At 72.3% G+C, this 18,081-nt stretch carries 13 protein-coding genes; 7 read left to right on the top strand and 6 right to left on the bottom strand.

From position 1 onward, the window contains the following. The first annotated feature begins 207 nt into the window (after positions 1–207). Positions 208–2,652 (top strand): heavy metal translocating P-type ATPase, encoded by a 2,445-nt coding sequence (locus tag ACFP1Z_RS10700; protein WP_390315783.1) that lies wholly within the window; start codon positions 208–210, stop codon positions 2,650–2,652. Positions 2,653–2,683: 31 nt separating this feature from the next. Here the strand turns inward: ACFP1Z_RS10700 and tpg are convergent, their stop codons facing one another. Both tpg and tap read right to left on the bottom strand, forming a co-directional pair. Further along, a complete protein-coding gene (tpg, locus tag ACFP1Z_RS10705) occupies positions 2,684–3,244 on the bottom strand; it encodes a telomere-protecting terminal protein Tpg (protein ID WP_390315784.1) in 561 nt (186 codons plus the stop codon). Positions 3,245–3,271: 27 nt separating this feature from the next. Further along, on the bottom strand, positions 3,272–5,743 hold the full coding sequence (gene tap / locus ACFP1Z_RS10710) for a telomere-associated protein Tap (RefSeq protein WP_390315785.1): 2,472 nt from the start codon (positions 5,741–5,743) through the stop codon (positions 3,272–3,274). A 302-nt stretch (positions 5,744–6,045) separates the two neighbouring features. Here tap and ACFP1Z_RS10715 point away from each other — a divergent pair, with 302 nt between their 5' ends. After that, on the top strand, positions 6,046–7,023 hold the full coding sequence (locus ACFP1Z_RS10715; RefSeq protein ID WP_390315786.1) for an ArsR/SmtB family transcription factor: 978 nt from the start codon (positions 6,046–6,048) through the stop codon (positions 7,021–7,023). 70 nt (positions 7,024–7,093) lie between these two features. Here the strand turns inward: ACFP1Z_RS10715 and ACFP1Z_RS10720 are convergent, their stop codons facing one another. The 4 genes from ACFP1Z_RS10720 to ACFP1Z_RS10735 all read right to left on the bottom strand — a co-directional run bounded on the left by ACFP1Z_RS10720 (position 7,094) and on the right by ACFP1Z_RS10735 (position 10,558). Continuing rightward, on the bottom strand, positions 7,094–8,035 hold the full coding sequence (locus tag ACFP1Z_RS10720) for a TauD/TfdA family dioxygenase (RefSeq protein WP_390315787.1): 942 nt from the start codon (positions 8,033–8,035) through the stop codon (positions 7,094–7,096). Between the two features lie 126 nt (positions 8,036–8,161). Then, positions 8,162–8,371, bottom strand: coding sequence for an MbtH family protein (locus tag ACFP1Z_RS10725; protein WP_390315788.1), 210 nt, complete (start codon positions 8,369–8,371; stop codon positions 8,162–8,164). Positions 8,372–8,537: 166 nt separating this feature from the next. Continuing rightward, the gene (locus ACFP1Z_RS10730) at positions 8,538–9,554 is read right to left on the bottom strand and encodes a histidinol-phosphate transaminase (protein ID WP_390315790.1); all 1,017 of its coding nucleotides are present in this window, start codon (positions 9,552–9,554) and stop codon (positions 8,538–8,540) included. Then, positions 9,551–10,558 (bottom strand): class I SAM-dependent methyltransferase, encoded by a 1,008-nt coding sequence (locus ACFP1Z_RS10735; RefSeq protein WP_390315792.1) that lies wholly within the window; start codon positions 10,556–10,558, stop codon positions 9,551–9,553. The genes ACFP1Z_RS10730 and ACFP1Z_RS10735 overlap by 4 nt, the downstream gene beginning before the upstream one ends. Positions 10,559–10,884: 326 nt before the next feature. Here ACFP1Z_RS10735 and ACFP1Z_RS10740 point away from each other — a divergent pair, with 326 nt between their 5' ends. The 5 genes from ACFP1Z_RS10740 to ACFP1Z_RS10760 all read left to right on the top strand — a co-directional run bounded on the left by ACFP1Z_RS10740 (position 10,885) and on the right by ACFP1Z_RS10760 (position 17,974). Continuing rightward, the gene (locus ACFP1Z_RS10740; RefSeq protein WP_390315914.1) at positions 10,885–11,622 is read left to right on the top strand and encodes an ABC transporter ATP-binding protein; all 738 of its coding nucleotides are present in this window, start codon (positions 10,885–10,887) and stop codon (positions 11,620–11,622) included. A 7-nt stretch (positions 11,623–11,629) separates the two neighbouring features. Beyond that, positions 11,630–14,236 carry an ABC transporter permease gene (locus ACFP1Z_RS10745; RefSeq protein WP_390315793.1) on the top strand — a complete coding sequence of 869 codons (2,607 nt, stop codon included), beginning with the start codon at positions 11,630–11,632 and terminating at the stop codon, positions 14,234–14,236. A 200-nt stretch (positions 14,237–14,436) separates the two neighbouring features. Further along, positions 14,437–15,783: a sensor histidine kinase gene (locus tag ACFP1Z_RS10750; RefSeq protein WP_390315795.1), complete on the top strand. Its 1,347-nt coding sequence runs from the start codon at positions 14,437–14,439 to the stop codon at positions 15,781–15,783. After that, a complete protein-coding gene (locus tag ACFP1Z_RS10755) occupies positions 15,720–16,406 on the top strand; it encodes a response regulator transcription factor (protein ID WP_390315796.1) in 687 nt (228 codons plus the stop codon). Before ACFP1Z_RS10750 ends, ACFP1Z_RS10755 begins: the two co-directional genes overlap by 64 nt. A gap of 212 nt (positions 16,407–16,618) precedes the next feature. Continuing rightward, entirely contained in the window at positions 16,619–17,974 is a 1,356-nt protein-coding gene (locus tag ACFP1Z_RS10760; protein ID WP_390315797.1) for a serine hydrolase domain-containing protein, read from the top strand. The last annotated feature ends 107 nt before the right edge of the window (positions 17,975–18,081 follow it).

An 18,081-nucleotide genomic window follows, 5' to 3' on the forward strand; every position in this document is an offset into this window, starting at 1 on the left:
GGGCCCGGGCCCGCCCGGCCCCGGCGGTGACCCCCGCAGCGTAGCTGCTCCGCGCCGGGGGCGGGCGGGGTGCCCCAGCCAGGGTGGCCGCTTCCGGGCGGGCCGGTCGGTCCTGCCCGGGCCGGCAGGCCCCGTTTCGCCCCGTTTCCCCGGGCGGGGCACGCTGGGAGGTGCAGGGAAGGCCGCGGCAAGGACGGAGGCCCGGGGATGGACGCCAGCGGCACCGCCGAGATCGCCGTCGCGCTGGCATCCGTGGCGCTCGTCGTCGCGCTCGGCCTGTTCTTCTTCGGGCCGCGCAAGGCCCGTACCGCGCGGATCGAGGGCGGGGTGCAGCGGGCCGAGATCACCGTACGGGGCGGTTACAGCCCCGACGTGATCGTGCTGCGGCAGGGAGTGCCGGCCGAGCTCGTCTTCGACCGGCGGGAGAGCGGTGAGTGCACCTCCCGTGTGGTCTTCCCCGAGCTGCGGGTCAGCGCCGCGCTGCCCGCGTACGCGCGGACCACCGTCCGGCTCAGCCCCGAGCACGCAGGGTCCTTCGGCTTCGCGTGCGGGATGAACATGGTCCGGGGGACGCTCGTCGTCGAGCCCCACGAACCGGGCGGCGGGGCCCAGGGCGGTCAGGCGCCGCCCGAGGAGTCCGCCGCTGCGGCGGAGGACGACGAGGCCGCCGAACGGGCCGCGGAGATCGCGGACTTGACGCGCCGGGTCGCCGTGGGCGCCGTCCTCACCCTCCCCGTCCTGCTCGCCGTCATGGCCCATGACCTCTTCCGGGCCGGCTGGGTGCCCGCTCTCCTGCTCGATCACTGGCTTCAGCTCGTCCTCGTCACGCCGGTGATGTTCTACACCGGCCACCCCATCCACGTGACGGGCTGGCTCGCCCTCCGCCATCGTGGCGCCGATATGAACTCCCTGATCACCCTGGGCACTTCGGCGGCCTACGGCTACAGCCTCCTCGTCACCGTCGCGCCCTTCCTCTTCCCCGCCGACGTCCGCGCGGTGTATTTCGAGGCCGTCGGCGTGATCCTCACGCTGATCCTCCTCGGCCGGCTGCTGGAGGCCCGTGCCAGGGCCGGTACCGGTGAGGCGATCCGCGCGCTGCTGGGGCTGCGGGCCCGTACGGCCCGGGTGGTCCGCGACGGACAGCAGCAGGAGATCCCGGTGGAGGAGGTGGCCGTCGGCGACGAACTGGTCGTCCGGCCCGGCGAGAAGGTGCCGGTCGACGGCGAGGTGCTCGACGGTTCGTCGCCCGTGGACGAGTCCATGGTCACCGGTGAGCCGATGCCCGTCACCAAGCGGGCCGGGGACACGGTCATCGGCGGCACCGTCAACGGCACCGGTTCCCTGTGTGTGCGCGCCGCCAGGGTCGGCGCGGACACGATGCTGGCCCAGATCGTCCGGCTGGTGCGGCAGGCGCAGGCGTCCAGGGCGCCCGTTCAGCGGCTCGCGGACGCCGTGTCCGCCTTCTTCGTCCCCGCCGTGATCGCCGTGGCGATCGCCGCCTTCGCCGTCTGGTTCACCGTCGGCCCCGCACCGGCCCTGACCCTCGCCCTGGTCTCCGCCGTCTCCGTGCTGATCGTCGCCTGCCCGTGCGCGCTGGGGCTGGCCACTCCGCTGTCGGTCATGGTCGGCACCGGCAAGGGCGCTCAGGCAGGCATCCTGATCCGCTCGGCGGAGGCGCTGGAGACCGCGCACAAGCTCGACACGGTCGTGCTCGACAAGACCGGAACCGTCACCGCCGGAAAGCCCGTTCTCACCGACGTCCACACCGTGAACGGCTTCGCCGAGGACCAACTCCTCACGCTGGTGGCCGCCGCCGAGGAGCCCAGCGAGCATCCGCTCGCCGCCGCGATCGTCACCGGGGCGCGCGAGCGCGGCGTCACCGTGCCGGAGGCGACCGGCTTCGCCTCGGTCACCGGCAAGGGAGTCGAGGCCGAGGTCACGGGCCGTACGGTCCGCGTCGGCACCGCGCGGCTGCTCCGCGACGCCGGGGTGGACACCGGCACCCTCGAACCGGTCGCCGACGGCTTCTCCGCCCAGGGAAGAACCCCGGTGCTCGCCGCCGTCGACGACCGCCCCGCCGGGGTATTCGCCGTCGCCGACACCGTCAAGGACGACTCCGCCCAGGCCGTCGCCGCCCTCAAGCGCCTCGGCCTGGACGTCGTCATCATCACCGGCGACAACGCGCGTACCGCGCACGCCGTCGCCGGCCAGGTCGGCGTCGACCGCGTCCTCGCCGAGGTGCTGCCCGAGCACAAGGCCGAGGAGATCCGTCGCCTCCAGCGCGAGGGCCGCACCGTGGGCATGGTCGGCGACGGCGTCAACGACGCCCCGGCGCTGGCCGCCGCCGATGTCGGGCTCGCCATCGGCACCGGTACGGACGTGGCCATCGAGGCCGCCGACATCACGCTCGTCTCCGGATCCCTGACCGGCGTCGTCACGGCCGTACGGCTCTCCCGGGCCACGATGCGCAGCATCCGGCAGAACCTCTTCCTGGCCCTCGTCTACAACGCGGTCGGCGTCCCCGTGGCCGCCGGGGTCCTCTACCCGCTGTGGGGCATCCGGCTCAGCCCCATGGTGGCCGCGGCCGCCATGGCGCTGTCCTCGCTGTCGGTGGTCACCAACTCGTCACGGCTGCGCCGCTGGCGGCCCTGAGACCTTGAGAACGGACGGGCCCTGCAAGACCCTAGGAGTAGTCCATCTCCACGTAGTCCACGTCCGTGAACTCCACCCCCAGCCCGTCCGCCCGGCGGCCGTCGTCCTTGAAGTACACCTCCTGCAGGCCCTCGGCCACGATGTCCCGCAGCCGTGCGTCCGCCTCGCCGGCGGTCTCGGCCTCGAAGAGGCGGGCGGCGTACTCGGGCGGCAGGTGCTGGGTGATACGGCGGACGCGGGCGTCGTCGGTGGAGCCGGGGGCCGCGGTGAAGCCGAAGCGGGCCCGGGTCTCGATGACGATGCCGGTGGTGGTGGCGGCCTGTTTGCGGGCGCGTTCGCGGACGCGGGGCTGCCATTCCTTGCGGACCTCGGCCTCCAGCCGGTCCGCGAGGTCCTTGCGCGGGTGCTGGAACTGGCCCGTCACATAACGCTCGACGGTGCGCTGGGAGATGCCCAGTCGCCGGGCGACCGCCTTGGTCGAGCCCTTCTCGACCCTGACCAGGAAGCGCATACGCGCCGGCGCGCCCTTGGGGATGGGGCGGGTGAAGGCCGCCTGGGTGGCCTTGTCGAGACTCTCACTGAAAATGCCCATCGTGACCAGCTACCTCTGCCTCTTGCCTCACTCGCCGTCCGCCGCGGCGTCCGTGCCCTTGATGTGGCGGGCCGGATTGTGGCCCGCGTCGAGGAGTTCGGCCGCCCACAGGAACGACTGCGTGCCCTCGTGCTTGACCATGCCCGGCGAGACGCCGAGCCGGAAACCGCCGGGCAGCGGCTTGCCCTCCGGGGTGCGCGGCAGGAAGTCCAGGGGGCCGGGTCCGGCGGAGGGGTAGACGGCGCAGTCGGACAGGACGGCCACCGGGTACAGGCCGGCGGACGCCAGCTTGTTCATCTTACGGTGCATGTTGACGCGGGCCGTGGAGATGACGGCGGCGCGGATGTCGGGGCGCCAGGTGGGGCGTTCGAGGGCGGGCCAGCGCTCGCCGGGGCGGTAGCGGGCGCCCTGCGGGCGTTCGCGGAGTTTGCCGATGCCGCCCTTGACGGTGGCCTTGATCGCGGAGAGGACGGCGGCCTGGCCCGGGTCCTCCTGCTTGTGCTTGTCCATGGCCGCGAGGTATTCCGTCTCGTCCAGGCCGGGGACGACGCCGAGGCGGTCCATGGTCGCCAGGTAGGCGTCGCGCAGCCGCTGGTACCAGGGGTCGAGGTACGGGCCGTGCTCGGGACGGACGTACGCCTCCAACGGCCGTACGGCGAAGCCGAGTTCGACGGCGTACGCGACCGTGGGGGTGGCGTACCAGGCCGGTCCGGCGGGGCGGTCGCCGTGCGGGGTGAACGGGGACGGCAGGCGCGGGTCGAGTTCGATCCAGGAGAGGTCGACGAGCCAGCAGCCGGGCATCTTGGGGTCGAACGTGGGGTGCCGGTCGTGGACGGCGGGGCCGAGCCCCACGGTGAGCCGGTTCGCGGCGGCCGCGAAGGCCATGTTGACGTCGACGCCGACGGCGTACGGCAGGTCGCACTCGGCGTCGGTCAGCAGTTGCGGGTCACGGATCCACTCGTACGCCTCCTCGTCGAGGACCTCGCCCGTGGCCCGGCCGACCGCGACGGGGTGTTCGTCGGGGGCCTCGGGCGGGGCCGGGTCGACGGGCCGCGTCAGCGAGCCGGGCAGGGGCGCGCTGACGTACTGGCCGGTGGCCTCGTCCTTGACGGCGCGGGTCGGCGGGCGCAGCGCCGTCATCAGCTCCAGGCCGTTGACGGCGGTGGAACCGCGCGGGGTGATCACACGGCGCGCGTAGTCGCCCAGGACCTGGGCGAGTTCGGCGGGCGGCAGCTCGGCCGCGTCGCCCCACGAGCGGGTGTCGAGGGCGTCCCAGGGGAGGATCGCGAGCTGTACGCAGCGGCGCTGCCCGCCCTGCGCGGGGCGGTAGATCCGGGCCCAGGGGCCGAAGCCGCGCCGGGTGAGCTGCCATTTCGCCTTCGCGATGCGGCGGACCACCGGGTGGTCGTCCGGCAGCCGCAGGGTGCGCCGGTCCTCCAGCTCCAGGGGGAGCCCGAAGCGTTCTGCCGCTGACGCGGTGAGCACGATCAGCGGGTCGAAGTCCATGCCGGAACGGTGCAACCGGGGTGCGCCCAGGCCGGATTCGCCGAGCGTCCACTCCACGAGCGCCGGGAGCGACGTGGCCGGGCAGTCGAGGACGAGCCCGTCGACCCCGTAGAGGCTCCCGTCACCGTCGAGGACGGCGAGGGGCCCGTGGGGGTAACGGGGATCGAAGGGGGCGGCGGGCCGGGCGGGCTTGACCGCCGGAGGGGCGGTAGCCGCCTTGCGGGGAGGGGACTTGGGGGTCGGGGGCCCGGTGGGGGGCTCCCCGGCGGGGGATGCTTCCGGGACCGACGAGGGTACGGGCTCGGTTCCGGGAACCGACGGCGGTACGGGCTCGGTCCCGGGAACCGACGAGGGTACGGGCTCGGTCCCGGGAACCGACGAGGGTACGGGCTCGGTCCCGGGAACCGACGAGGGTACGGACTCGGCCCCGGGAACCGACGGCGGTACGGGCTCGGTCCCGGGAACCGACGAGGGTACGGACTCGGTCCCGGGAACCGACGGCGGTACGGGCGCGGTTCCGGGAACCGACGAGGGTGCGGGCTCCGCTTCGGGTGCTGTGGAAGCCGGAGCGGAGGCACGTCCCGGGGCACTCCCCGCGCTGCCGGTCCGCCCCGGCGCACCCTCAGCCCCCAAGACCTCTGAGCCCCCACGCACCGCAGAGTGCGCATCGGTACCCACAGCGTTCCCGGCCACGCCGTCACTCTCAGCCGGAACCGACACCTCCGAGGCCGGCCCCTGCTCCCCCTCCCCCTCCGCCGGATACAACTTCGCCAGCTCCGCCAGCAGATGCGCGTACGCCTCGCGCTGCGGCGGGCGGGGGTCCGTCTTGCCGTTCTCCCAGTTGACGACCGTGGCCCGGCGGACCTTCAGTGCCTTGGCGATCTGGTCCTGGCTGAGGCCGTGGGCCTTGCGCAGCCGCTCCCGCTCGGGCGGCGGCGGCAGCACCGGCTGGCCCGCGATCAGCGCTTCGACCGCGTCGAACAACTCGGACATGGAACGGGATACCTCCTGACACCCACCTGTCCCCCCACCCCCAGCATAACCGGAAGCGCACTTTACGCGTTCATTTTGCGTACACGCGTCCGGGGGCACCCGGAGAACACCGAAGCGCACCCCTTGGTCCGCAAAGCCCGAATTTCAACTCGCAAATTTGACATGGCCGTTGCCGAGGTGGACCTAGCACCACCTGCGACGATCGGTTAAGCTGCGACAGCGGCATGACCAAAACGGGGGAGGTTATGGAATGCGACACATGGCGTACTCCTGCAGACAAACAGGAGCAAAACAGTAAAGCCATGAACTCTGTACTACGTGTATCGACCCAACGCATACATTTCACGCTCGACGACCTTTTAAGAGTTCGCGTCGGCACGGCGCCCGGCTCCCACGTCGAAACCTTCTTCGCGCTCATGTCGCTCGACCAGCCGGGCCATCCGGCCCTGGTCGACTGGCGCATGAAGGCCCGTCAGAAACTTGGGCAGCAGCGGGTCACCCTGCTCAAACAGCTGCCGAAGGTCTTCCCCTCGCCGGCCCGGCTGCTCGCGATGCTGCGCGGCGGGGCCATGGAGTCCCGGCTGGCACTGGGACGTCTGGGGGTTCCGGCGGAGCAGCTGGCGAGCCTGGTGCACGACTTCTGGCGGATCGCCGTGGCCCCGTACTGGTCGCGCATCCGTGACCATCTGCACGACAGACAGGGGCAGTTGGAGCGGCTGATGGCCGTCGGCGGGGTCGAGCACCTGCTGTCGAACTTCATGCTGTCCAACCTGCAGGGCGGCGGGCACTGGTCCACCCCGGTGCTGGAGCTGCCGCACGAGCGCGACGGGGACGTACGCCTCGACGGGCGCGGACTGCTGCTGGTGCCCTCGCTGTTCCTGCCGCAGCGGCCGGGGCACCTGCTCGACCTCACCGATGCCGGGGGCCAGCCGGCGCTGCTGTTCTCGGCGGCGCCGGACGACGGCACCGAAGCGCTGTGGGAGGAGCCGGGCGACGACAGCCAGGCGCTCGCGGCGCTCGTGGGCAGTACGCGCGCCAGTGCCCTGGAGGCGCTGGTGGACGGCTGCACCACCGGTGAACTCGCCCAGCGGCTGGGCATCTCGGCGCCGGGCGCGAGCCAGCACACGGCGGTGCTGCGGGCCGCCGGGCTCATCACCACGCGGCGGGAGCGCAACAAGGCGCGGCACGCCCTGACCCCGCTGGGCCGGGCGCTGCTGCGGCCCCGCGCGGGCAGTGAGGGCCCGCTGTGCGGTACTGCGGAGCCGGCGCTCTGCACATAGTTGTGCGTGCGTGCTGCCGGTCCCCTGAGGGGACCGGCAGCACGCTCCTTCTCGGAATCCTCAGGACTTCTCAGGCGCCGATGATCCTGGACCGGCGGCCGCTGTCCGCGTACAGGCGGCGGATGTCCCGGGTGATGTTCAGCCGCTTGAGCCAGCGGTCCTTGCCGTCGTAGCGGGCCGCGAAGGGCTCACGGCCGTGCACGACCTGGTAGTTGTCGACGAAGACGATGTCGCCCGGTGCGAGGACGACCCGGTCCGCGGCCGCGCCGAGGATTTCCTGGGTCGCGGTGATGGCGTCCGCCGCCTCCGGGTCCTCCCCCGACATGAAGTCGACGTCGAAACGGAAATACGGGAAACGCTCCGCTCCGTAGAGCACCCGGCCCGTGGTGCCGGCCGGGTCGGCGCCGGTGTGGGAATCGTCGGGGTAGTAGCGGAAGCGTTCCTGGGAGAGGATCGCCCGGAGTTCTTCCGGGAGTTCCAGGGAATCGATCCGGGTGATGGTGGTGCCCACCGCGTCGGGATTGCGCAGGCAAAGCAGTGAAACGTAGTCGGCGCGGTGCGGGTGGAAGACGTCCTCGGTGTGCAGCGACAGCGTCTTGGCGCTGCTGGCGCTGGTGAGGGAGCCTTCCATGCCCGGGGCGGGGCACACGTCGTGGACGATGCGGCCGTCCTGCTGGCTCGCCCAGCCGAACGCGTCGCCCATGGCGGAGCCGCACAGCAGCAGCGCGAGTTCCTCGCGGCGGCCGGCGGCGGTCTTGGCGGCCAGGTCCCAGCCGGTGGGGGTGGGCGCGAGGGCCGGGTCGAGGGGGATGCCGGAGACCACCGTGACGGCGGACTCCTCGGCGCGGGCGCGGGCGAGGAAGGCCCGCAGCCTCAGGGGCAGTTCGTGCGCGGCCTCGGCGGCGCGCCCGATGGCCTCCATCGCGTCCCAGTCGTCGGCCGTGGCGGTCAGGCCGTCGAGGACGCGGTCGAAGTCCTGCCGCTCTTCGGCGGTCAGCACCAGCTTGTGCACGTGGCTTCTCCAGTCGGGAGGTCGGTCGGCGGAGCGGTCGCGAGACGGCGGGGTCCGGGAGCGGAGGGGGCGGCCGACGTTCGGCCGCCCCCTCCGCTCCCGCCCTGCCGTCCGGGCCGTTCGCCCCTACGCGGCCGTCCGGGCCACGAGGCTCGCGGGCCGCATGTCGGTCCAGTGGGTGGTGATGTACTCGACGCAGCCGTCGCGGGTGTCCTTGCCGTGGACGGTCCTCCAGCCGTCGGGGACGGCGATGTACTCCGGCCACAGGGAGTGCTGTCCCTCGTCGTTGACCAGCACGAGGTAGGTGCCGTCGGCGTCCTCGAAGGGGTTGGCCATTGCTGTTCTCTCTTCCTTGGGTCTTGCGGTGGCCCGGCGGGGTGCGCGGGTGCCGGGCGTGTGTACGGGGCCGAGGGTGCGGTGGTCGGGTGGGCGGGGTGCCTGCGGCGGCTTTTCCCCTACCCGCCCCTTCCCGCAACTGGGGCTCCGCCCCAGACCCCGGTCCTCAATCGCCGGACGGGCTGGATTTCGCAGCCCTCAGCACCGCGTCGTTCGCCTCCGGCGTGCCGATCGTCAGGCGGATGCCCTCGCCGGGGTACAGCCGCACCTGGACGCCGTGTTCGGCGCACGCCGCGTGGAAGGCCTCGGCGCGCACCGGCTCGTCCAGCCAGACGAAGTTGGCGCGGCTGTCGGGGATGTTCCAGCCGAGTTCCCGCAACTCCCGCTGGACGCGGGCGCGTTCGGCGGTGATGACGGCGATGCGGGCGTCGAGTTCGGCCTCGGCCGTGACGCTGGCGGTGACGGCGGTGTGCGCGAGGCGGCTGATGCTGTACGGCACGGCGGTGGGCCGGATCCGGGCGACGACGTCGGGGGCGGCGATGCCGTAGCCGACGCGCAGCCCCGCCAGGCCGTACGCCTTGGAGAAGGTGCGCAGCGTCAGGACGTTGCGGCCGGCGCGCATCAGGTCGATGCCGTTGGGCAGGTCGGTGTCGCGGGCGAACTCGGTGTACGCCTCGTCGAGGATCACCAGGACGTCGGCGGGCAGGGCGTCGAGGAAGCCGTCGAGGGCCTCGCGGGTGACGACGGTCCCCGTGGGGTTGTGCGGGTTGCACAGGATGATGACGCGGGTGCGGTCGGTGACGGCCGCGGCCATCGCCGCGAGGTCCTGTTCGCCGCTGTCGGTCAGGGGGACCTCGACGCGTTCCGCTCCCGCCATGTCGGCGATGATCGGGTAGGCGTCGAAGGCCCGCCAGGCGTAGAGGACCTGGTCGGTGGGGTGCTGGATGTACGCCTGGAGGGTCTGCAGGGCCACGCCGACGGAGCCGCTGCCGACGAGGACGGACTCCACGGGCACCCCGCGCCAGTCGGCGACGAGGGCCATGAGGTCGTCCGGGTAGAACTGGGGGTAGCGGTTGACCTCGGCGAAGGTGTCCGCCATGGCCGCCTGTACCGACTCCAGGGGCGGGTACGGGGTTTCGTTCAGGGCCAGTTGGTGCAGTGTCCGCAGTGCTGTCGCGCTCACGCGGCGGGCTCCAGCTGGAAGATGACGGTGCTGGAGGGGGTGGTGTAGACGTGCTGCTTGGTGCACGTCCAGCCGGCCTCCTCGAAGACCTCCAGCCACTCCTCGCGGCTGGGGATGTACTGGCCCATGACCGCGTGGGCGGTCTCGAAGCCGAGGGTGAACACGGGCAGTTCGCGTACCGGGTTGACGGTGTCGCGGTGGGTGTCGGCGAGGATGAAGTACTTCAGGTTCGGCAGTTCGGTGCGGATGCCGCGCAGCAGGGCGACGCAGTTCTCGCGGGGCCAGAAGTCGTGGCCCATCAGGTAGGACGTCATCAGCTCGACGTCCTTGAACTCCTCGTACCGGCTGAGCTTGCGGGCGTCGCCCTGGATGAGCTTGACGCGGTGCTGCAGCCCGTTCTCGGCGAGGGCCTTCTCGCCGACCTCGATGGCGCCGGCGGCGATGTCGATGCCGACGCAGCGCACCGAGGCGTCGCGGCGGGCGAGCTGTACGAGGCGTTCGCCGCTGCCGCAGCCGAGGTCGGCGGCGACGGAGTACTCCAGGCCGTCGAGGACGGAGAAGAACGCCTCGTCCATGAAGACGTCGTTGACGTCACGGCAGGCGATGGACACGGCGGTGGAGTCGCGCTGGATCCAGTCGCCGTTGCGCGCGTCCTCGAAGGCGACTTCGCCCATGCGCCGGAACAGCGAGCCGTAGCCCTTGGTGAGCCACTGGAACAGGCCCTTGGTCTTCGAGAATTCCTCGAAGGTGGAGCCGCGGGTGACGGTGTCGCCGTCGACGGCGACGACGTCCGCGTAGGTCAGGGCGCGCAGAATGGCGCGCAGGGACATCTCGTGCAGTCCCTCGGACTGCGCGTGGGCGGGAATGTCGAGGGAATCCCGCTCGGCAAGGGCCCGGAACACACCGATGTCCCAGGCGGCGCTGACCGCCCAGGTGGCGATGCTGGAGTTGAACAGCTCCGCGGACTTCGTGAACTCGGTGCTGCCGACCGTCTCGTTGGCCATGTCCCCGTTTCCTCCGGTGAGGTATCGCGCGTCATCACGCCGCCGCGCACGCGTCGTCTCGGTGTTTTTCCCCCGACGGCAGCAGCGGCCAGGGGACCACTGTCGTACCGGGGTGCGGGCGCGCGCCAACTCTGTAAGCTGACGCGAAAAGAGGCAGGTTGCGTCGCGGGCGAATTCCCCGGGCTCCTGTCCATGGGGGTGGAGAAATCTCCACCGGGAAAACGGCACTTGGGGCCCGTGACCAGGGCGCGTCGCACCGGTTGACTGGTGATCACCCGCAGACGCCACGGTGTGCGGGGCAGAACGTGGGAGGACGAGTGACTGTCATCGGAGCGGGTGTGGAGCAGGCCGTGACGCTCAGCGCCGTGGCCCGGCTCTACGGGCGCGGCGACAGCCAGGTCTCGGCTCTTCGTGGTGTCAGCTGTGGTTTCGCCCGGGGGTCCTTCACGGCTGTGATGGGTCCGTCGGGTTCGGGCAAGAGCACCTTGCTGCAGTGCGCCGCGGGGCTGGACCGCCCGACGTCGGGATCGGTGTTCATCGGCGGTACCGACATCAGCACGCTGTCGGAGACCGAGCTGACCAAGCTGCGCCGTGAGCGGATCGGGTTCATCTTCCAGTCGTTCAACCTGCTGCCGTCGCTGACGGCCCGTAAGAACGTGGAGCTGCCGATGCGGCTGGCCGGGCGGCGTCCGGGCCGGGCGCAGGTGGACCAGGCGCTGCGGCAGGTCGGTCTGGGCGACCGGGGCGACCACCACCCCTCGCAGATGTCGGGTGGCCAGCAGCAGCGGGTGGCGGTGGCGCGGGCGCTGATCAGTCAGCCGGACGTGCTGTTCGCGGACGAGCCGACCGGGGCGCTGGACACCAACACCAGCCGTGAGGTGATGGGTCTGCTGCGTTCGGTGGTGGATCACGCGGGCCAGACGGTGGTCATGGTCACCCACGATCCGGTGGCCGCGGCCTGGGCGGACCGGGTGCTGTTCCTGGCCGACGGTGCGGTCCAGGGCGAGCTGTACTCCCCCACGGTCGCCGCGGTGACCGAGCACATGAGCCGGTTGGGCGGCTGAACCTCACATGATTTCGATAGCTCTGCAGACCTTGCGCAATCGCTGGGGCCTGTTCCTCGGGTCCCTGATCGCGCTGTCGCTGGGTGTGGCGCTGATCGCCAGTACCGGCGAGGTCCTCAACGCGACCCGTGCCCCGGGCAAGCCGTCCGGGCCGGGCCGTTACGACGCGGCGGCGGCCGTGGTGCGCGCGCCGCAGTCCTTCACCGTGGACTTCGGTTCCGGTGACGGCAAGTACGACCAGCGGCAGGCGGCGACGCGGCCGCACCGGCTGGACGACGCCCGTGCGGTGGCCGACGCCGTCCGGGCCGTGCCCGGGGTGGAGCGGGTGGTCGTGGACCGTTCGCTGCCCGCCCAGGTGATCACGGCCACGTCGGACAGTTCCGGGGAGCGGCCGGTGGGGCACGGCTGGTCCAGTGCCGCTCTGGCGCCGTACCGGCTGACGGAGGGCAAGGAGCCGGCCGCCGACGACGAGGTCGTCCTGGCGTCGGGGCTGGCCGGGCACGTGAAGGCGCGGGTGGGCGACGCGGTGTCGGTCGTCACGCCGGAGGGCCGCAAGCAGATGCGGGTGGCGGGTATCGCGGCGCCGCCGCAGGGCCGTTCGCTCGGCGAGGCCACCGTCTTCTTCACCGACGAGGCGGCACGCCGGCTGTCGGGCGACGCGGGGCGCGCCGACGCGGTCGGTGTGCTGGCGCGGCCGGGTACCGCTCCCGGGGCGCTGGCGGAGCAGCTGCGGGCCGCGCTGCCGGACAAGTCCCTGAAGGTGGGCACCGGTTCGGCCAAGGGCGGTGACCCGCAGGCCGCCGCCCGGGCCGCCTCGCTGAGCGATGTCGCGACGCTGCTGGCGATCATGGCGGTCATCGCCGGGTTCGTGTCGGTGTTCGTGGTCTCGGGGACGTTCGCCTTCGCGATCGCGCAGCGGCGCCGGGAGCTGGCGCTGCTGCGGACGGTCGGTGCGACGCCGCAGCAGGTCCGCCGCATGATCATGGCGGAGTCGGCGGCGCTGGGTGTCGTCGCCTCGGCGGTCGGCTGCGCGCTGGGCGTGGCCGGCGGCCGGTTCCTGGCCTCGGTGCTGGTGGGCTTCGGGATGGCACCGGAGGGCTTCGCAGTGGAGCCGTCCGCGGCGATCCTCGTGGGCAGCTTCTTCACCGGTGTCGTCGTGGCGCTGCTGGGTGTCTTCGCCGCTTCGCGGCGGGCGGCGAAGGTGCGTCCGGCGGAGTCGCTGCGGGACGCGGCGCTGGAGACGGGGGTGATGACGCGCGGCCGGTGGATCACCGGTTCGCTGTTCCTGGCCGCCGCCGTGCTGCTGATCATGATGATGATGGGGGCCGGCGGTGACGGCGCGGTGGTGATCGCGCTAGTGCTGACCGAGATCCTGGTCGTGGCGATGGTGGCGTTCGCGCCGCTGCTGGTGCCGCCGCTGGTGCGGCTGGCGACGCTGCCGCTGGCGGCGGTGACGTCGGTGACGGGCATGCTGGCGGGGGAGAACGCCCGCTCGGCGGTGCGGCGTACGGCCGGTGCGGCCGCGCCGATCCTGGTGACCGTGGCCGTCTCCGGTTCGCTCATCGGTGTCACCAACGCGAGCTCGGCGACCCAGATCGCCGACAGCCGCAAGCACTTGACGGCGGATGTGGTCGTGGCCGGCCCGGGTGCGGGGATGCCGGCTTCGGCGGTGCGGGAACTGGCGGGTGTGCGGGGCGTGGCGTCGGTGACGCCGGTCTCGGAGGCCAGTGGCTTCCTCGTCGGCTCCAGCTATGTGATGTCCAGCGCTGTCGGCGGCGTGGCCCCGGAGAAGCTGGGCTCGGCGTTCAAGCTCGACCCGGTCAAGGGCTCGCTCGACGATCTCAAGGGCGACTCCCTGGCCGTCACGAGCCTGATCGCCGGTCAGCTGGGCTGGCGCACGGGCAGCGAGGTGGAGGTGTATCTCGCCGACGCCACGAAGGTGCGGCTGAAGGTCGCGGCGGTGCTGAAGTCCTCGGCGAGCCTGCCGCCGGTGATCCTGCCGCAGGCCACGCTGGCCGCGCACCAGCCGGGCACGATGTCCTCGGCCGCGTATCTCTCGCTCGCGCCGGGCGCGGACCGCGCGGCGGTGACGGCCGCAGCCGACAAGGTCGCCCAGCAGTACGGGGCGCAGGCCGTGGCCCGTGGCGCGTGGCTGGAGCAGCGTGCGGAGGCCACCCAGCAGGAGGGGCAGGTCCTGATGCTGGTCCTGCTGGGCATGGCGATGCTCTACACCGGTATCGCGATCGCCAACACCCTGGTGATGGCCGCCGGGGAGCGGGCCGAGGGCATCGCCCTGATGCGCAAGATCGGTGCGACGCGGGCGCAGATCCTGCGGACGGTGGTGTGGGAGACGCTGACGGTGGTCGTCGTCGGCGGAGTCCTCGGACTGCTCGCGGACGGGGTGACGATGATGGGCATGAGCCGGGCGCTGTCCTCCTCCGGTGAGGGCGCGCAGTTCCCGGTGCCGTGGCTGGAGCTCGGTTCCGTACTGCTGGCCTGTCTGGTGGTGGCGCTGCTGGCGACCGTCCTGCCGACCCTGCACCAGCTGCGGGGCCTGGCCGCCCCGGCCCGGCGGGGATCGGACGGGCCGAAGCCGGTCCCGGCCGGCGTCTGATGCGGCGGGAGCCGCTGTCGACCAGGCCGGTCCGGGACGACCACTCCCCCGAGGTCGTCCCGGGCCGGCCACCCGCGAGCACCCTCGGCCCCCGCGAGGGTGCCCCTGCGGCGGCCGCCGTCGTGCGGCCGCCGCAGGCACTCCCACTTGGCATCACGGATCGCGGCCCCGCCGCCGGGGACGCGCCTAGGCTTGGGCCGGTGAGCTTCACCGACTCCGGGGCCTGGCGGACCATGGCCCGCAGCCCCGTGCGCTTCCTGACCTCCCCCTCTCCGTGGCGGTCGGCGGCGTACATCGTCTCCTCCGGCCTGCTGGGGCTGCTGTCCCTGCTGGTGCTGGGCAGTGTGCTGGTGTGCGGGCTGCTGCTGTCGGTCGTGGGGGTGGGGCTGCTGGTGCTGGCCGGTTCGGTGCTGCTGGGCATGCCGCTGGCGGTGCTGGAGCGGCGCAGGCTGCGGCTGCTGGAGGGGCCGGACGTACCGGCCCCGGCCGGCGGCCACGGGCCGGTGGCAAGGCCGGGGCTGTGGCCGTGGCTCGCGACCCGGCTGCGGGAGACGGCGACGTGGCGGGAGTTCAGCTACGCGGTGGTCTTCGCGCTGGTGCTCTCCCTCGTCGACTCGGCGCTGACCGCCGGAATCGGTCTGCTGCTGGCGGCGATCGTGGCCCCGGTGTGGGTGACGGTCTCCTCGCAGCAGCCCGAGGCCCTGGTGATCTCGGGGCTGGCGCTGGCGGCGACGCCGGTGGTGGCCTATGTGCTGACGGCGGCGGCCGCCGCGCAGGCGGCGTTCGCGCGGCTGATGCTCTCCCCCCGGGAGGGGCAGTCGGCCGAGACCGTCGTGGAGCTGACCCGGTCGCGGGCGCGCATGGCGGACGCCTTCGAGGCGGAGCGGCGGCGCATCGAGCGGGATCTGCACGACGGCGCGCAACAGCACTTGGTGGCGCTGGTGATGACGCTGGGCCTGGCGGAGCTGGAGTTCGCCACCGCGCAGGACAAGAACGCCAAGGACAAGAACGCCCAGGAGAAGAACGCCAAGGGTGCCGAACTCGTGGGCCGCGCCCGCAAGGAGGCGAAGCAGGCGCTGGAGGAGCTGCGCGATCTCATTCGCGGGATCCATCCGCGGGTGCTGACCGACCGGGGCGTGGCGGCCGCCGTCTCCGAGGTCGCCGTGCGCTGCCGGGTGCCGGTCACCGTGGACATCGAGCTGCCGGGCCGGCTGCCGTCGCAGGTGGAGGCCACCGCGTACTTCTTCGTCAGCGAGGCGCTGACGAACGTCGTCAAGCACGCGAAGGCGTCCGCGGCGACCGTGCGCGGCCGCCTGGAGGACGGGCTGCTGCGGGTCACCGTCACCGACGACGGGGCCGGCGGGGCCACGCTGCGGGACGGCGGGGGTCTGGAGGGCTTGGCCGACCGGGTCGCGGTGGTCGATGGAAGACTGACCCTTTCGAGCCCTACCGGCGGTCCCACCGCCCTCAGTCTGGAGATTCCGTGCCGGCAACTGCCCTGCGTATCGTCCTCGCCGAAGACTCAGCCCTCGTCCGGGAGGGGATAGTCGAGCTCCTCAACCGGTTCGGGCACCAGGTCCTGGAGGCGGTGGGCGACGCGGACTCGCTGATCGCGGCCGTGCGCCGGCACTCCCCCGACCTGGTGATCACCGATGTGCGGATGCCGCCGGGCCACGGCGACGACGGGCTGCGCGCCACGATGCGGCTGCGCAAGGACGACCCGGACCTGGCCGTCCTGGTGCTCTCGCAGTACGTGGCGGGCGCCTACGCCATGGACCTGTTCCGGCCCGCCGCCCCCCGCTCTCCCCAACGCCAGAGCCGAGCCGGCCTGGGATACCTGCTCAAGGACCGGATCGGCGAGGTCGGCGAATTCGCTCAAGCCGTCGAACGTGTCGCCGCAGGAGGCATGGTGATTGATCCTCAGGTCGTGCAGCATCTGCTGACCGAACGCGACCGCAAACAGCAGTCGGAGCTGCTGACCGCGCGCGAGCAGGAAGTGCTCGGGCTGATGGCGCAGGGTTTCTCCAACGCCATGGTGTGCGACGCCCTGCAGATCTCCGAGGGCGCGGTCGCCAAGCACATCGGCAATATCTTCGCGAAACTGGGCCTGACCCCCGACGACGGCAACCGCCGGGTGCTGGCGGTGCTCGCCTATCTGCGCGGCGAGTGAACACCCCGGGCGGTCCCGCGCATTTGCCCTAGGGCAATGCATTGCCCTAGGGCATAAGCTCCGGCCGCACAATCTCCGCCCAACTCCCCCCGTATTCAAGAGATTTCCCCGGATTCCGCGTGGCGCACCGGGCGCCGGTGAGCCGATTCTTTTCGCGTCAGCTTACGGAGCTGGCGTGCCCGGCCCGCGCGGGGCGAAGGTGTGCCCCAGGTATGACGCAGGGGGAATCGATGAACGTGGAGAACCTGTCCGTACGGCTGCGGGAACTCGCCGTCCGGCACCGAGTGCCGGGCGGGCAGCTGGCCGTGCACCGGGCCGGTGAGACCTTCGCCGTGGAATTCGGCGAGGAGGAAAGCGGACAGGGCACACCGGTGACCGCCGACGCGAAATTCCCGCTCGGCTCGATCACCAAGGCGTTCACGGCGGCACTCGCCGTCCTGCTGGTCGACAGCGGCGACCTCGACCTGGACGAGCCCCTCACCGACCTGCTGCCCGAACTGCGCGCGCCCGGCGCCGCGTTCGGCGCCGGGGCCACGCTGCGGCAGCTGCTGTGCCACGGCAGCGGGCTGCCGCCGGGCCGCGACTCCGAGAGCCTGGAGAACGCCACCCGGCGCGGCTACCTCGCCGACGTCGCGCGCATGGCCCCCATCAAGGATCTCGGCGCCCCCTCCGCTTCGGCGTTCTCCTACTCCAACATCGGCTACACCCTCGTCGGCCTGCTCGCCGAGAGAGCCGCGCGCATGGAGTGGCGGGAGGCCCTGGAGAGCATCCTGCTGGAGCCGCTGGGCATCGAGCCGGCCTACATCGCGGGCGGCACCGCCCGCCCGTACGTCCCGGGGCACGCCGCGCAGCCCGCGCAGGGCCGCGCCGTCCCGGTGCGGCAGACCCTGCCGGACATCGAGGCGCCGTGCGGCGCGCTCGCGCTCAGTGCCCTGGACCTGCTGGCGTTCGGGCTCCTGCACACCGACGACGCGCAGGGTGTGCCCGGGCTGATCGAGCCCGAGGCCCTGGAGGAGATGCGCGTTCCCGTGCCCGGGGCGGAGCCGTTCGGGCTCGCCGACGGCTGGGGGCTGGGCCTGTCGCTGTACCGGGCGGACGACGGCTCGTACTGGACGGGCCACGACGGGACCGCCGACGGCGCCTCCTGCCATCTGCGCGTCGACCCGGTGAGCGGCACGGCCGTCGCGCTGACGACGAACGCCAACACCGGCATGGCGCTGTGGGAGGACCTGCTGGAGGTACTGCGCGAGGACGGCCTGGACGTGGCCAGTTACTCGTACTCCTCCTTCCGCGAGCCGCGCGAGCCGATCGCCGCGCCGGACGCCTGCGCGGGCCGCTATGTCCACGGCGAGATCGAGTACGTGGTCGTCCGCGACGCCGCCAGCGAGGCCGTCCTGGAGGTGGACGGCGAGCCCTTCGCGCGGCTGACCGTCCATGAGGACCTGGCCTTCACCATGACGGAGCTGTCCGGCAACGGCATGGTCTACCTGGGGCGGTTCCTGACCGACCCGGCCACCGGCGGCCTCGACCAGATCCAGGTCACCGGACGCCGCGCCCAGCGCGTCTGACCCCCGGGAGCGCCCTCGCCGCCCGCGCGACGACCGTGCGGCCCAAGGCTGTTGCGGCGCTCCCCCACGACTTTTCTCTTCCGGCGGCGCAGTCCCGCGCGGACCGT

The organism is Streptomyces gamaensis (genome assembly GCF_042656465.1).
GTDB lineage: Bacteria > Actinomycetota > Actinomycetes > Streptomycetales > Streptomycetaceae > Streptomyces > Streptomyces gamaensis.

What these genes read in the sequence shown, in the direction of transcription:
- ACFP1Z_RS10700 (WP_390315783.1), top strand. Translation starts at nt 208, where the DNA reads ATGGACGCCAGCGGCACCGCCGAGATCGCCGTCGCGCTGGCATCCGTG.
- tpg (WP_390315784.1), bottom strand. Translation starts at nt 3,244, where the DNA reads ATGGGCATTTTCAGTGAGAGTCTCGACAAGGCCACCCAGGCGGCCTTC.
- tap (WP_390315785.1), bottom strand. Translation starts at nt 5,743, where the DNA reads ATGTCCGAGTTGTTCGACGCGGTCGAAGCGCTGATCGCGGGCCAGCCG.
- ACFP1Z_RS10715 (WP_390315786.1), top strand. Translation starts at nt 6,046, where the DNA reads ATGAACTCTGTACTACGTGTATCGACCCAACGCATACATTTCACGCTC.
- ACFP1Z_RS10725 (WP_390315788.1), bottom strand. Translation starts at nt 8,371, where the DNA reads ATGGCCAACCCCTTCGAGGACGCCGACGGCACCTACCTCGTGCTGGTC.
- ACFP1Z_RS10735 (WP_390315792.1), bottom strand. Translation starts at nt 10,558, where the DNA reads ATGGCCAACGAGACGGTCGGCAGCACCGAGTTCACGAAGTCCGCGGAG.
- ACFP1Z_RS10745 (WP_390315793.1), top strand. Translation starts at nt 11,630, where the DNA reads ATGATTTCGATAGCTCTGCAGACCTTGCGCAATCGCTGGGGCCTGTTC.
- ACFP1Z_RS10760 (WP_390315797.1), top strand. Translation starts at nt 16,619, where the DNA reads ATGACGCAGGGGGAATCGATGAACGTGGAGAACCTGTCCGTACGGCTG.